At 65.5% G+C, this 13,886-nt stretch carries 12 protein-coding genes and 1 tRNA gene; 6 read left to right on the top strand and 7 right to left on the bottom strand.

Annotated features, from left to right (window positions below; translation table 11 throughout):
• Positions 1 to 81 precede the first annotated feature (81 nt).
• Genes nirB through QW861_RS03970 form a run of 3 tightly spaced genes read left to right on the top strand, consistent with a single transcriptional unit; the run spans position 82 to position 5,559 of the window.
• On the top strand, positions 82 to 2,541 hold the full coding sequence (gene nirB / locus QW861_RS03960; RefSeq protein WP_316192728.1) for a nitrite reductase large subunit NirB: 2,460 nt from the start codon (positions 82 to 84) through the stop codon (positions 2,539 to 2,541).
• Positions 2,538 to 2,864, top strand: a complete 327-nt coding sequence (gene nirD, locus QW861_RS03965; RefSeq protein WP_315714577.1) for a nitrite reductase small subunit NirD — start codon at positions 2,538 to 2,540, stop codon at positions 2,862 to 2,864. The genes nirB and nirD overlap by 4 nt, the downstream gene beginning before the upstream one ends.
• A 10-nt stretch (positions 2,865 to 2,874) precedes the next feature.
• A complete protein-coding gene (locus QW861_RS03970; RefSeq protein WP_316192729.1) occupies positions 2,875 to 5,559 on the top strand; it encodes a molybdopterin-dependent oxidoreductase in 2,685 nt (894 codons plus the stop codon).
• Positions 5,560 to 5,691: 132 nt separating this feature from the next.
• Here the strand turns inward: QW861_RS03970 and rplA are convergent, their stop codons facing one another.
• The 4 genes from rplA to secE form a co-directional block, all read right to left on the bottom strand.
• A complete protein-coding gene (gene rplA / locus QW861_RS03975) occupies positions 5,692 to 6,384 on the bottom strand; it encodes a 50S ribosomal protein L1 (protein WP_315714579.1) in 693 nt (230 codons plus the stop codon).
• Positions 6,385 to 6,390: 6 nt separating this feature from the next.
• Positions 6,391 to 6,819, bottom strand: a complete 429-nt coding sequence (gene rplK / locus QW861_RS03980; RefSeq protein WP_012045056.1) for a 50S ribosomal protein L11 — start codon at positions 6,817 to 6,819, stop codon at positions 6,391 to 6,393.
• 234 nt (positions 6,820 to 7,053) lie between these two features.
• The gene (gene nusG, locus QW861_RS03985; protein ID WP_284423110.1) at positions 7,054 to 7,611 is read right to left on the bottom strand and encodes a transcription termination/antitermination protein NusG; all 558 of its coding nucleotides are present in this window, start codon (positions 7,609 to 7,611) and stop codon (positions 7,054 to 7,056) included.
• A complete protein-coding gene (gene secE / locus QW861_RS03990; RefSeq protein WP_006611822.1) occupies positions 7,611 to 7,802 on the bottom strand; it encodes a preprotein translocase subunit SecE in 192 nt (63 codons plus the stop codon). Before secE ends, nusG begins: the two co-directional genes overlap by 1 nt.
• Before the next feature lie 425 nt (positions 7,803 to 8,227).
• Here secE and QW861_RS03995 point away from each other — a divergent pair, with 425 nt between their 5' ends.
• Entirely contained in the window at positions 8,228 to 9,469 is a 1,242-nt protein-coding gene (locus tag QW861_RS03995) for an ABC transporter substrate-binding protein (RefSeq protein ID WP_315749604.1), read from the top strand.
• An 89-nt stretch (positions 9,470 to 9,558) separates the two neighbouring features.
• Here the strand turns inward: QW861_RS03995 and QW861_RS04000 are convergent.
• A tRNA-Trp gene (locus tag QW861_RS04000) sits at positions 9,559 to 9,634 on the bottom strand.
• A gap of 150 nt (positions 9,635 to 9,784) precedes the next feature.
• On the opposite strand from QW861_RS04000, the gene QW861_RS04005 reads away from it, so the two are divergent.
• Complete coding sequence (locus QW861_RS04005; RefSeq protein WP_315749571.1) at positions 9,785 to 11,020, top strand: serine hydrolase domain-containing protein; 1,236 nt, start codon at positions 9,785 to 9,787, stop codon at positions 11,018 to 11,020.
• Between the two features lie 87 nt (positions 11,021 to 11,107).
• Here the strand turns inward: QW861_RS04005 and QW861_RS04010 are convergent, their stop codons facing one another.
• Entirely contained in the window at positions 11,108 to 11,875 is a 768-nt protein-coding gene (locus tag QW861_RS04010; protein ID WP_315749569.1) for an SDR family oxidoreductase, read from the bottom strand.
• A gap of 175 nt (positions 11,876 to 12,050) precedes the next feature.
• Positions 12,051 to 12,758, bottom strand: coding sequence for a histidine phosphatase family protein (locus QW861_RS04015; protein ID WP_315749567.1), 708 nt, complete (start codon positions 12,756 to 12,758; stop codon positions 12,051 to 12,053).
• A 146-nt stretch (positions 12,759 to 12,904) separates the two neighbouring features.
• Between QW861_RS04015 and QW861_RS04020 the strand changes: the two genes are divergently transcribed.
• Entirely contained in the window at positions 12,905 to 13,690 is a 786-nt protein-coding gene (locus tag QW861_RS04020) for an SDR family oxidoreductase (RefSeq protein ID WP_315749565.1), read from the top strand.
• The last annotated feature ends 196 nt before the right edge of the window (positions 13,691 to 13,886 follow it).

The raw sequence follows: 13,886 nt of genomic DNA on the forward strand, positions 1-13,886 counted from the left end.
TTCAAACATGACCACAGCGACCGATGGGCCGATGCCCGTTCGCGTCGCCGCTGGATGTCGCTGGCATTCGAAAGGCAGACCATGCTCGACAAGACGATCAAGCAGAAACTGGTGGTGATCGGCAACGGCATGGCCGGCATTCGCACGGTGGAGGCACTGCTGGAACGGGCGCCTGATCTCTACGACATCAGCGTCTTCGGCGCCGAGCCCTACGGCAACTACAACCGCATCCTGCTGTCGCCGGTGCTCGCGGGCGAGAAGACCGTCGACGACATCATGCTGAACACGGAGCAGTGGTACGAGGACAACCAGATCACCCTGCGCAAGGGCGAGACGGTCACGATGATCGACCGCCGGAGCTGCGAGGTGGTCACCGAAACTGGCGAACGCTATCCTTATGATCGGTTGCTGATCGCGACCGGCTCGAGCCCGATCGTTCTTCCGGTCCCCGGCGCCGCCCTGCCCGGCGTCATCGGCTTCCGCGACATCAAGGACGTCGAGCACATGGTCGAAGCCTCGACGCGACATCGCCACGCGGTCGTGATCGGCGGCGGCCTGCTCGGCCTCGAAGCCGCCAATGGTCTGATGAAGCGCGGCATGAAGGTCACGGTCGTGCATCTTCTCGACACGTTGATGGAGCGCCAGCTCGACCCGGTCGCCGGCGGCATGCTGCGCAAATCGCTGGAGGAGCGCGGGCTGGAGTTCAAGATGCCGGCGCAGACGCAGGCCATCCTCGGCGAAACGCACGTCACCGGCGTCCGCTTCACCGACGGCACCGAGGTCGCGGCCGATCTCGTGGTGATGGCCGTGGGCATCCGTCCCAATATCGAACTGGCAAAGAAGGCCGGGCTGTACTGCGAGCGAGGCATCGTGGTCTCCGATACGATGCAGACCTATGACGGTCGCATCTACGCCGTCGGCGAATGCGTGCAGCACCGCCATCAGACCTATGGTCTGGTGGCGCCGCTGTTCGACCAGGCGAAGGTCTGCGCCAATCATCTGGCGATGAAGGGATTCGCCACCTATGACGGGTCAGTGGTCTCGACCAAGCTGAAAGTCACGGGCATCGACCTGTTCTCTGCCGGCGACTTCGCGCCGGGACCCGACAAGGAGGAGATCGTCCTGCAGGATGCCAATCGCGGCGTCTACAAGCGGATCATCCTGCGCGACAAGAAGATCGTGGGCACCGTGCTGTACGGCGACACCATCGACGGGCCCTGGTATTTCCAGCACATGCGCGACGGCACCGATGTCTCCCACATGCGCGAACGTCTGGTGTTCGGCTCGGCGCATCTCGGCGACGGTGGCCACGGCGGACAGAACTCGGTTGCCGCCATGAGCGACGAGGCCGAAATCTGCGGCTGCAACGGAGTCTGCAAGGGCGCGATCGTCAAGGCGATCAGCGAAAAGAAGCTGTTCACGCTCGACGACGTGCGCGCCCATACCAAGGCGTCGTCCTCATGCGGCTCGTGCACCGGCCTGGTCGAGCAGGTGCTGGCGTTCACGCTCGGCGGCGACTACTCGGCGGCGCCCAAGGTGAAGCCGGTCTGCGCCTGCACCGACCACAGCCATGACGACGTCCGGCGCGTCATCATCGAACAGCAACTGAAGTCGATCCCCGCTGTCATGCGATTCATGGACTGGAAGACGCCGAACGGCTGCCATTCCTGCCGGCCCGCCTTGAACTACTATCTGCTCGCGACCTGGCCCGGCGAGTATCGCGACGACCAGCAATCCCGCTTCATCAACGAGCGCGTTCACGCCAACATCCAGAAGGACGGCACCTACTCCGTGGTGCCGCGGATGTGGGGCGGCGTGACCACGCCCGGCGAATTGCGCGCGATCGCCGACGTCGCCGACAAGTTCAACATCCCGACCGTCAAGGTGACCGGCGGACAGCGTATCGATCTGCTCGGGGTGAAGAAGGAAGATTTGCCGGCGGTATGGGCCGATCTCAACGACGCGGGTATGGTCTCCGGCCACGCCTATGCCAAGGGTCTGCGCACCGTGAAGACCTGCGTCGGGTCGGAATGGTGCCGCTTCGGCACCCAGGACTCCACTGGCCTCGGCATCAAGATCGAGAAGTTCATGTGGGGATCATGGACGCCCGCGAAGGTGAAGCTCGCCGTCTCCGGTTGCCCGCGCAACTGCGCGGAATCGACCTGCAAAGATGTCGGAGTGATCTGCGTCGATTCAGGCTACGAGATCCATTTTGCGGGCGCCGCCGGCCTGCACATCAAGGGCACGGAATTCCTGACCAAGACCGCGACCGAGGACGAGGCGCTCGAGATCATCGTCGCGCTGACCCAGCTCTATCGCGAGCAGGGCTGGTACCTGGAACGGATGTACAAATGGTGCGACCGCGTCGGCTTCGACAACATCCACAAGCAGGTGGTCGAGGACGTCAAGAACCGCAAGGCGCTGTTTGAACGCTTCGCCTATTCGCAGCAATTCTCGCAGAGCGATCCATGGGCGGCGCGCGCCCGTCGCGGCGTCGATCGCAACGAGTTTACGCCGATGGCTGAATTGGAGCTCGCATGACCACCTGGTTTCAAGTCGGCCCGCTCGACGACATTCCCCCGCTCGGCTCGCGCGTCGTGCGCACGCCGCGCGGCAACATCGCGGTCTTCCGCACCGATGGTGACGAGGTGTTCGCGCTGGACGATCGCTGCCCGCACAAGGCAGGCCCCTTGTCGCAGGGCATCGTCCACAACCGCCGCGTGACATGCCCGCTGCACAATTTCGTCATCGAGCTCGCGACCGGACAGGCCGTGGCACCCGACCAGGGCTGTACGCCATCCTATCCCGCGAAGGTCGAGGATGGCGTGGTGTGGCTGTCCCTGCAGCAGACGGCCGCGGCCTGAACGGTATCGCATGAGCGTCAGGACGACATGCCCCTATTGCGGCGTCGGTTGCGGCGTCGTCGCCGATCGGGACGACTCAGGGACCATCAGCGTCCGCGGCGATCCGCAGCATCCCGCCAATCTCGGCCGGCTGTGCGGCAAGGGATCGGCGCTGGCGGAGACGATCGATCTCGGGGGACGTCTGCTCGAGCCGATCGTGAACGGGCGGGCAGCCGGCTGGGATGAGGCGCTCGACCTCGTCGCGAGCCGTTTCACCGAAATCATCCGCGACCATGGACCGGATGCCGTCGCATTCTATGTTTCGGGGCAGTTGCTGACCGAGGACTATTACGTCGTCAACAAGCTCGCCAAGGGCTTCGTCGGGACCGCGAACATCGACACCAATTCGCGCCTGTGCATGGCGTCGAGCGTCGCGGGCCACAAGCGCGCGTTCGGCAGCGACACCGTTCCGGGCTGCTACGAGGACCTTGAGCAGGCCGGCCTGCTGGTCCTGGTCGGCTCCAACGCCGCGTGGTGCCATCCGGTGCTGCACCAGCGCATGCTGGCGGCCAAGGAGCACAATCCCGGCTGCCGTATCGTCGTTGTCGATCCGCGGCGGACCGCGACCTGCGAAGGCGCCGACCTGCATTTGCCGCTGCGTTCCGGAAGTGACGCGGTGTTGTTCAACGGCCTGCTCGCCTATCTCGCACGCGGCGGCTATGCGGACGACGGCTTTGTCAGTGAGGTCACCAGCGGCGTTGAATCGGCGCTGCAGGTCGCCGGCCGGCAGACAGTCGCCGAGACCGCGGCGGCCTGCGGGCTGAGCGAGGGCGCGGTCGAGCTGTTCTTTTCATGGTTCGCGAAGACGGAACGCGTTGTCACGCTCTATTCCCAGGGCGTCAATCAGTCGAGCAGCGGGGTCGACAAGGTCAATGCGATCATCAACTGCCATCTCCTGACTGGCCGTATCGGCCGTCCCGGCATGGGACCGTTCTCGCTGACCGGCCAGCCCAACGCGATGGGGGGCCGCGAGGTGGGCGGCCTGGCCAACCAGCTCGCCGCGCATCTCGAGATCGAGAATGCCGAGCACCGCGAGCTGGTGAAGCGATTCTGGCGGTCACCGGTGGTCGCGCCAAAAGCGGGGCTGAAGGCGGTCGAGATGTTCGATGCGATTGCCGATTGCCGCATCAAGGCAGTCTGGATCATGTCGACCAACCCCGTGGTCAGCCTTCCCGACGCCGATCGGGTTCGTGCCGCGCTGGATCGCTGCGCGTTCGTGGTCGCGTCCGATTGCATGCGCGACACCGATACCAACCGGCACGCCGATGTCCTGCTGCCCGCGCTCGCCTGGGGTGAGAAGGACGGCACAGTCACCAATTCGGAGCGACGGATCTCGCGGCAGCGGGCGTTCCTGCCCGCGCCAGGCGCAGCGCGCGCGGATTGGCGCATCATTTGCGACGTCGCCCAGCGGATGGGGTTCGCCGGTTTCGAGTATGGCAGCGCGGCCGAGATCTTTCGCGAGCACGCGGCGCTGTCCGGCTTCGAGAACAATGGCACGCGCGATTTCGACATCTCGGCCCTGAGCACGCTCGACGGCCGCGCCTATGAGGCGCTGGCGCCGATCCAGTGGCCCGTGACGCGGGACTTTCCGACCGGCACGGCGCGGATGTTCGAGAACCGGCAATTCTTCACCGGGGATCGCAGAGCCCGTTTCGTGGCAGTCACGCCGCGACCGGCGCGGAACGCCACCAGCCGGGACTATCCGCTGGTCCTGAACACCGGGCGCATTCGCGACCAGTGGCACACCATGACGCGGACGGGAAAATCCGCGCGGCTGCTCGCGCACATCTTCGAGCCTTGCGCCGAATTCCACCCGGAGGATGCGCGCCTGGCCGGTCTGGAGAACGAGGCGCTGGTGCGGCTTACGAGCCCCTGGGGCAAGATGGTGGCGCGCGTCGCGATCTCGACCGAGCAGCGGCGGGGCTGCGTGTTCGTTCCGATGCATTGGAACGAGGAGTTCGCCGGCGCTGGCCGTGTCAACGCGCTGGTCAATCCCGCGACTGATCCGCTGTCGGGTCAGCCCGAGTCCAAGCATACGCCGGTGAAGGCGGAGCCCTATGCGCCGAACTGGCACGTCTTCATCCTGAGCCGGCAGGAGATCCGCCGTCCGCCATGCGAGTACTGGGTGCAGGGCAAGGTCGGAGCGTGTTTCCGGCTCGAGCTTGCCTTCGACCAGCGGCCTGCGAGTTGGCGCGAGTGGGCCGCCGAACAGCTTGGGATCGCCGGAACGGAGATCGATTGGATTGCGTATCGCGACCCGGCCGCCGGCCGGTTCCGCTACGCAGGCGTATCGGATGGCCGGCTGCAGGGCTGCGTCTTCGTCGCGCCCGACCAGCGGCTGGGATCGCGGTCGTGGCTGATCGGCCTGTTTGCCGAGCAGCGGCTGTCACCGAACGCCCGCAACGCCCTGCTCGCGGGCCAGCCATTGGCGGCCGCCGACGACATCGGTGCGGTCATCTGCTCCTGTTTCGGCATTGGTCGTAACCAGATCTCGTCGGCGATCCAGAACGGCGCAGGGAGCGTCGAGGCCGTCGGCCAACGTCTGAAGGCCGGGACCAATTGCGGCGCCTGCAAGCCCGAGATCGGCAAGCTGCTGGCGGCTGCGAGGCCCAGCATGCGATCCGAGGCCCGGACATCCGAAGGCGCCCGGGGCTGAGCCTCGTTGTGTTTTGCGCCGGCCCGGCTGCAATTTTGCAGCGGGCGTGCCGCTCACTTGGGGTGCGGAAATGCGAAGGGCGGGATCGATTGCCGATCCCGCCCCACTGAATGCTGACGATGTCCGAAGGTGTTACGCGAGCAAGGTGCCCGGCTCGACCTTGACGCCCGGGCCCATGGTCGACGACACCGCGACGCGCTGGACGTAGGTGCCCTTGGCGCCGGCCGGCTTGGCCTTCACCACCGCATCCGCCAGCGCCTTGATGTTCTCGACCAGCTTGTCCTCGGCGAACGAGGCCTTGCCGACGCCGGCCTGGATGATGCCGGCCTTCTCGACGCGGAACTCGACCGAGCCGCCCTTGGCGCCCTTGACGGCGCCAGTGACGTCCATGGTCACGGTGCCGATCTTCGGATTCGGCATCATGCCGCGCGGACCGAGCACCTTACCGAGACGGCCGACCAGCGGCATCATGTCGGGGGTGGCGATACAGCGGTCGAAGTCGATATTGCCGTTCTGCACCTTCTCGACCAGGTCCTCCGCGCCGACCACGTCGGCGCCGGCGGCCTTGGCTTCCTCGGCCTTCGCGCCGCGGGCGAACACGCCGACGCGGAGCGTACGGCCGGTGCCGTTCGGCAGCGTGACGACGCCACGGACCATCTGGTCGGCGTGGCGCGGATCGACGCCGAGGTTGATCGAGACCTCGATGGTCTCGTCGAACTTCGACACGGCCCGCTCCTTGATCATCTTGATCGCGTCAGCAAGCGGGTAGAGCTTGGTGCGATCGATGCCCTCGCGGGCCTTCTTCAAACGCTTTCCGAGTGCCATGGCGCCTTACCCCGCAACTTCCAGACCCATCGAGCGGGCGGAGCCCTCGACCATCTTCATGGCCGACTCGATCGAGTCGCAATTCAGGTCCTTCATCTTCTTCTCGGCGATCTCGCGCACCTGCGCCTTGGTCACCTTGCCGGCCTTGTCGCGACCCGGGGCCTTGGAGCCCGACTGGATCTTGGCGGCCTGCTTGAGGAAGTAGGACATCGGCGGGGTCTTCATCTCGAAGGTGAAGGACCGGTCCGCATAGATGGTGATGACCACCGGGATCGGGGTGTTCTTCTCTTCCTTCTGGGTCTGGGCGTTGAACGCCTTGCAGAACTCCATGATGTTGAGACCGCGCTGACCGAGCGCCGGACCGATCGGCGGCGACGGATTGGCCGCGCCGGCCGGAACCTGAAGCTTCAGGTAACCGGTTACTTTCTTTGCCATTATGACTCTCCAATGCGTTCGCGATTCTGCCTGATGCGAACGCAACGCCTTGGGCGACAAAACCCGTCAGGCGAGGTTTGGGACCGTGGTCCGGCGCGCTTGGCCCGGCTGGCAAAGCCGGTCACGCCTCCCACGAACGAAATCGCCCCCCGTTCGGGGAGCGAAGCGCGCCCGATACACGAGATCGGACGAAAAGGAAAGCCCGGGACGCCGAGAGAGCCGGCAGCCCGGCCCTTAACCGACGATCTTCTCGACCTGGTTGAATTCCAGTTCGACCGGCGTCGCACGGCCGAAGATCGACACCGCGACCTTGACGCGCGAGCGGGCCTCGTCGATTTCCTCGACCACGCCGGAGAACGAGGCGAACGGGCCGTCGGCGACGCGGACGTTCTCGCCGATCTCGAACGACACCGAGGATTTCGGCCGCTCCACGCCTTCCTGCATCTGGTTCAGGATGCGCATCGCCTCGCCTTCGGAGATCGGCATCGGCTTGTTCTCGGCGCCGAGGAAGCCGGTCACCTTGGGCGTGTTCTTGATCAGGTGGAACGCCTCGTCGGTCAGCTTCATCTTCACCAGCACGTAGCCGGGGAAGAACTTGCGCTCGGCGTCGATCTTGCGGCCGCGGCGCACCTCGGTGACCTTCTCGATCGGCACCAGCACCTGCTCGAACAGGTCCTCGAGATTGCGCTGCTTGGCCTGCTCGCGGATCGACTCCGCGACCTTCTTCTCGAAGTTCGAATAGGCGTGGACGATGTACCAGCGCTTGTCGGAGCTTTGCGTTGCGGTTGCCATCAGTGGATGCCCAGCACGAGGGTGATGAGATAACGGATGATCTGATCGGCGGCGAAGAAGAACACCGAGGCCAGCGCCACCATCACGAACACCATGATCGTGGTGATGGTGACCTCGCGACGGCTCGGCCACGAGACCTTGGCGGTCTCCGAGCGCACTTCCTGCAGGAATTTGAACGGGCTGGTAGCCATCGTCAGGGGTCCGCGTCCGTCATCGGACGATTGAAGAGTTGACTGGGAAAACCGAACAGCCGTCCTTGGCCCACCCTCTTGTCGGAGAGATGAGCCGAATCCACGGGCTCGCTTGTTCGGGGAGTGAAAAGCCGCGCCGGATATCCGCTTTTATCGCGGGCCGGCTGCAGGTTGCCAAGATATCTACTGTCCGGCCGGTCAAAGGTCAAGATATGGGCATGCCGGGCGTCGGCGGTCATTCCCGTGGCAGGCCCCCGCCAGGCTCGCAACAACGCGGTTTTTCGTGTCGCGGCAGGCCATTTCCGCACCACGGCAGGTTGAGCAGTTGCCGCGACGAAATGCCCGCGGTGGAGCGGTTCCTGCTCTTGCCGGACCTGCGGCGCCCGCTCATTCTCGTCCGCACGAGAACAATCCGGAGGAAACCCATGACCTTTGCCCCGCGCAAGGGACGGACGCGCCTTGCCGCCGTCAGCCTTGCTGCTCTCGGTCTTGCCGCTCTCGCCCTCACCGCCGTCCCTGCCTGTGCCCAGGCCCAAGCCCCGCTCAAGATCGGCGTGCTCAGCGACTTCTCGTCGGTCTATTCGGACATCGGCGGCCAGGGCAATCTCGAGGCGACCAAGCTCGCGGTCGAGGCGTTCGGCGGCAGCATGTTCGGCAAGCCGATCGAGGTCATCAGCGCCGATCCGCAGAACAAGGCCGACATCGCCGCCGCGATCGTGCGCAAATGGTACGAGAACGAGGCCGTCGACATGGTGATCGACATGCCGACCTCGGCCACCGCGCTGGCCGGCATGGAGATGTCGAAGCAGTTCGAGAAGCTGATGATCGTGACGGATGCCGCGAGCTCCGACATCACCGGCAAGTCCTGCTCGCCCTACACCGTGCACTGGACCTACGACACTTATGGAAACGCGCACACGGTCGGCAGCGCGATCGTCAAGAACGGCGGCAACACCTGGTTCTTCATCACCGCCGACTATCTGTTCGGCCATTCGATCGAGCGCGACACCGGCGACGTCGTGCGCGCCGCCGGCGGCACGGTGGTCGGCAGCGCCCGGCATCCTCTCAACAATCAGGACTTCTCGTCCTTCCTGCTGCAGGCGCAGGCCAGTAAGGCCAAGATCATCGGCATGGCCAACGGCGGTGGCGACACCATCAACACCATCAAGCAGGCCGCCGAATTCGGCATCGTCGCCGGCGGCCAGAACCTCGCCGGCATCGTGATGTTCATCTCCGACATCCACAGCCTCGGCCTGAAGCTGGCGCAGGGCCTGATCATCACCGAGGCCTATTACTGGGACCTCAACGACCGCACCCGCGCCTTCGGCAAGACGTTCTTCGAGCGCATGAAGCGGATGCCGACCATGAACCAGGCCGCGACCTACAGCGCCACCCTGCACTATCTCAATGCCGTCAAGGCCGCCGGCACCCGCGACACCAAGCCGGTGCTCGCCAAGATGCGCGAGACCCCGGTGCGTGACGCCTTCACCGACAACGGCATCCTGCGCGAGGACGGCCGCATGGTGCACTCGATGTTCCTGTTCGAGGTGAAGAAGCCCGAGGAGTCGAAGGGCCCGTGGGACTATTACAAGGTGCTGGCCGAGGTGGCCGGCGACCAGGTGTTCCGGCCGATGAAGGACGGCAACTGTCCTTATGTGAAACAATAAGGGGTTGCTGAAATGCATTCGGGGCTCGCGCGTTGCGGGCCCCGGCCTCACCTGTCTCGTCGATTTTTGGCTTAAGTGCTTGATCTCGCTGGCAGGAGTGGAGAGGCTCGAACTCCCAACCCCCGGTTTTGGAGACCGGTGCTCTACCAATTGAGCTACACTCCTAGCGAGCCGGGACAGTGTCGCCGGTTCGCGCGCTTTGAAGCATAGACCTCCCCCCGAATGCAAGGGTGCAATGGGGCAAATCGACTGGTCAGACCACAACTTCCGCGCCAGACTTGATGCAAGCCGACAACGCGCCTTCAGGGAGAGCCCATGACCCCGCCGACTGCAGCATCCAGCGTGCCCTTCTCTGCGCTGCGCTCCCTGAGCCCGCCGCTGCCCGATGACCGGCCGGAGGCGCTCGGCCTCTCCGCGGCCCGGCTGCAGCGAGCTTCGGATGCGTTCAAGCGCGAGGCCGACAAGGGAACCATCCCCGGAGCCACCCTGCTGGTCGGCCGCCGCGGCCGGATCGGCTGGTTCGACGCCATCGGCCGGCAAGCGCCCGACGCCGACACGCCGATGCGGCCGGATTCGATCTTCCGCATCTTCTCGATGACCAAGCCGATCGTCTCGCTCGGGATCATGATGCTGGTCGAGGACGGCGAGCTGTTGCTGTCCGACCCGGTCGCCAAGTTCATCCCGGAATTCGGCGAGCAGAAAGTGGGCGTCGAGACCGGAGGCAAGCTGGAGCTGGTCCCGGTCGCCCAGCCGATGACGGTCCAGGACCTGCTGCGCCACACCTCGGGCTTGGCGTATGAGCACACCGGCACCGGGCCGGTGCACCAGCTCTACCAGCAATCGCGGGTGCGCAGCCGCAAGATCACCAATGCCGAGCACGCGGCCATCGTCGCCGGCCTGCCGCTGATCTGCCAGCCCGGCGCCGAGTTCAACTACAGCCGCTCGACCGACATCCTCGGACGGATCATCGAGGTTGTCTCGGGCCGGACGCTCGGCCCCTTCCTTTCCGAGCGCATCCTCGAGCCGCTCGGCATGAAGGAGACCGGCTTCTCCACCGCCGAGGCGAATGCTGGCCGGCTGGCCGAGCCGTTCGCCAAGGACCCGTGGACCGGCGAGGCGGTCAACCTGTTCAAGATGACCGAGCAGCCGCTGATGGAATCCGGCGGCGGCGGGTTGGTGGCGACCACGATGGACTACGCCCGGTTCTGCGCGATGCTGCTCGGCAAGGGCAGCCTCGACGGCACCCGGCTGGTCGGCCGCAAGACGCTGGAGCTGATGGCGTCGGACCACCTCGGTCCCCATGTGAAGACGCAGGGCACGCTGCTGTCGCCCGGTCACGGCTTCGGCCTCGGCTTCGCCGTGCGTCGCGAGGCTGGCATCGCCCCCTTCCCCGGCTCGCCCGGCACCTTCTTCTGGAGCGGCATCGCCGGCACGTTCTTCTGGATCGATCCGAAGGAGGAGCTGTTCTGCGTGTTCATGGCGCAGGCCCCCGGACAACGCGACTATCTGCGCACGCTGGTGCGCGACGTGGTGTACGCGGCGGTGGAATGAGGGCGGCGCGCAGCAAATGCTGTCGTCCCGGCGGACGACAGTTGAGAGTGTGGCGGCATCATCGCGCACCACACCCGTATGTCCCCCTCAACTGATCGTCGCGCCGCCGTCGATCACCATGGTCTGGCCGGTCATGAAGTCGCCCGCGGCGGAGCCCAGGAAGACCGCGGCGCCGGCGATCTCGTCGGGGATGCCGATGCGGAGCAGCGGCGAGCGCGCGGTCGAGGCCTTGAGGTTCTCCGGATTGTCCCACAGCGCTTTGGCGAAATCGGTCTTGATCAGGCCGGGCGCGATGCAGTTCACGCGCACATTGTGCGGGCCGTATTCGCAGGCGAGGTTGCGCGCGAGCTGCATGTCGGCAGCCTTGGAGATCGCGTAGGCACCGAGGATGGTCGAGCCCTTCAGGCCGCCGATCGACGACACGATGATGATCGAGCCGTCCTTGCGCGCGATCATCTGCGGCACGACCATGCTGATCAGCCAGTTGTTGGCGACGATGTTGTTGTCGAGGATCTTGCGGAACTGATCGTCGGAGATGCCGGCGAGCGGCCCGTAGTAAGGATTCGACGCCGCGTTGCAGACCAGCACGTCGATCTTGCCGTAGATGCGGTTGGCCTCGTCGACGAGGTTCTGCAGGTTCTCCTTGCTGGAGATGTTGGCGGCGACTGCCGCCGCCGTGCCTGCACCGAAGCGGTCATTGATCTCGCGCGCCACCTGGTCGCAGACATCGGCCTTGCGCGAGGAGATCACCACCTTGGCGCCGTGCTCGGCCATGCGCTCGGCAATGGCGAGCCCGATGCCACGCGTGGATCCGGTGATGACGGCGACCTTGCCGGTCATGTCGAACAGGGTCATGGGGAGTTCCTCCTACTTATTTGGCTGTTGTCGGTTTCGAAATTGGCACGGCGACGTCCACGAGACTTTTCCGCGGTGCCAGTGACTGCGCCCTCTCCCACAAGGGAAGAGGGTGCACTGCCCGTTTGGCGGGCGAGATTTTTGAACGACGCGCATAGCAACTCACTATCTCGTTTCACGCCAGCTTGCTCGTCGTCACCTCCGGCCCGGCCGGCTGGTGCATCGCGCGGTGCGCGGCGTCCGCGATCCAGGGCTGCTGATTGACCATCGGCAGCCGCCATGTACTCGTCTCGCCGGCCACGATGTGGTCGAGCCGGGTCACCGAGCAATTGTCGATGTCGAAGGCGAGCCCCTTCTCGACCAGGCCGCCGAGCGCCAGGCCAAGAGCCGCCTTGATGGTGCCGCCATGGCCGACGGCGACGACGTCGCGGCCGGCTTCCGAAACCGTGATGCGCGCAATCGCCGCTGTCACGCGGGTGTACAGATCCATGTAGCTCTCGCCGCCCGGCGCCGGCTCATCGATGTCGGCGAACCAGTGGCTGCCCGCGGGACGGCTGGCCAGGAACGCGGCGCGGTTCATGCCCTGCCATTGCCCGAGATGCTGCTCGGCAAAAGCGGCCTCCCTGATCATAGCTGCGGGACGCGGGAATCCGGCGGCCCAGATCGCCTCCGCCGTCTGATGCGTACGCATCAGATTGCTCGCATACCACACCGCGCTGCGCGGCAGGATTTTCGCGACCGCCTCGAACACCTCGCGATCGGAGGTATCGCAGGCGATGTCCGACTGGCCGTAGATGTTGCCGCCGTCGCTGCGCACCGGCGCGTGACGCACCCACCACCAGCGCGTGGTGACGACAGAAGGTTTCGTTCCATCAGCCGACATCGCTCAGACCCTTCCCTCCGCTCGTCTCCCGCTGTACGTGAAGGCCCAGATCGTCTCAAGCCGCTTGGCGATCTCAGCACGTTTGAAACGGCGTTTGAATTCCGTTGCGCGGCACGCAACTGATCACAATTGAAGCAGGAGGAAACATGGGCCGCCTCGAAGGCAAATCCGTCATCATCACCGGCGCCGGCAGCGGCATCGGCCGCGCCGCATCCTTGATGTTCACGAAAGAAGGCGCGCGACTGATCGCGGTCGATCGCAGCGAGGCCGTCAAGGAGACGGTCGAGATGGTCAAGCAGCAGGGCGGCATTGCCGAAGCCGTGCTCGCCGACGCCGGCTCCGAGGCCGATGTCTCGGGCTTCATCGACCGCGCCGTGGCGACCTACGGCAAGCTCGACGTGATCTGGGCCAATGCCGGCATCTCCGGCGGCTTGATCCCGATCGCCGAGCAGACCGTCGAGCACTGGCAGGAGATCTTGCGCATCAACCTGATCGGCCCGTTCCTCGCGGTGAAATACGCGATGCCGCACATGGTGCGGCAGCAGCGCGGCGCCATCGTCTGCACGGCCTCCGTCGCGGGCCTGAAATCCGGCGCCTCGGGCCATCCCTACGCGGCGAGCAAGGCCGGCGTCATCAGCCTGGTGCAGACCACGGCGTACTCCCTCTCCGGCACTGGCGTGCGCATCAACGCGGTGTGTCCCGGCCTGATCGAGACCGGCATGACCAAGCCGATCTTCGACGGCGCCAAGGAGCGCAGCACCGAGGGCAAGATCGGCCAGCTCAATCCGCTGAAGCGCGCCGGCCAGCCGCATGAGATCGCCGCCATGGCCCTGTTCCTCGCCAGCGACGAGGCCTCCTACGTCAACGGCCAGGCTTTCCCGGTCGACGGCGGCCTCACGGCGTCGATGCCGTACGCGGGAAAACCGATCTAGCGCTGTCGCCCCTCGCACTGGTGTCGACATCGCCTCTCCTCTGTCATCCGTCATGGCCGGGCCTGTCCCGGCCATCCACGTCGGTCGGCACGCGAGGAGCGACGGGATGCCCGGGCCTTCGCCGCGCCGAAGCGGCTTCGGCCGCGCAGGCGGGACAAGCCCGGGCATGACGAGCTTGGGACTGCCGGCATCGCGC

The sequence above is a fragment of the Bradyrhizobium sp. SZCCHNRI1029 genome, assembly GCF_032487555.1.
Taxonomy (GTDB): Bacteria; Pseudomonadota; Alphaproteobacteria; order Rhizobiales; family Xanthobacteraceae; genus Bradyrhizobium.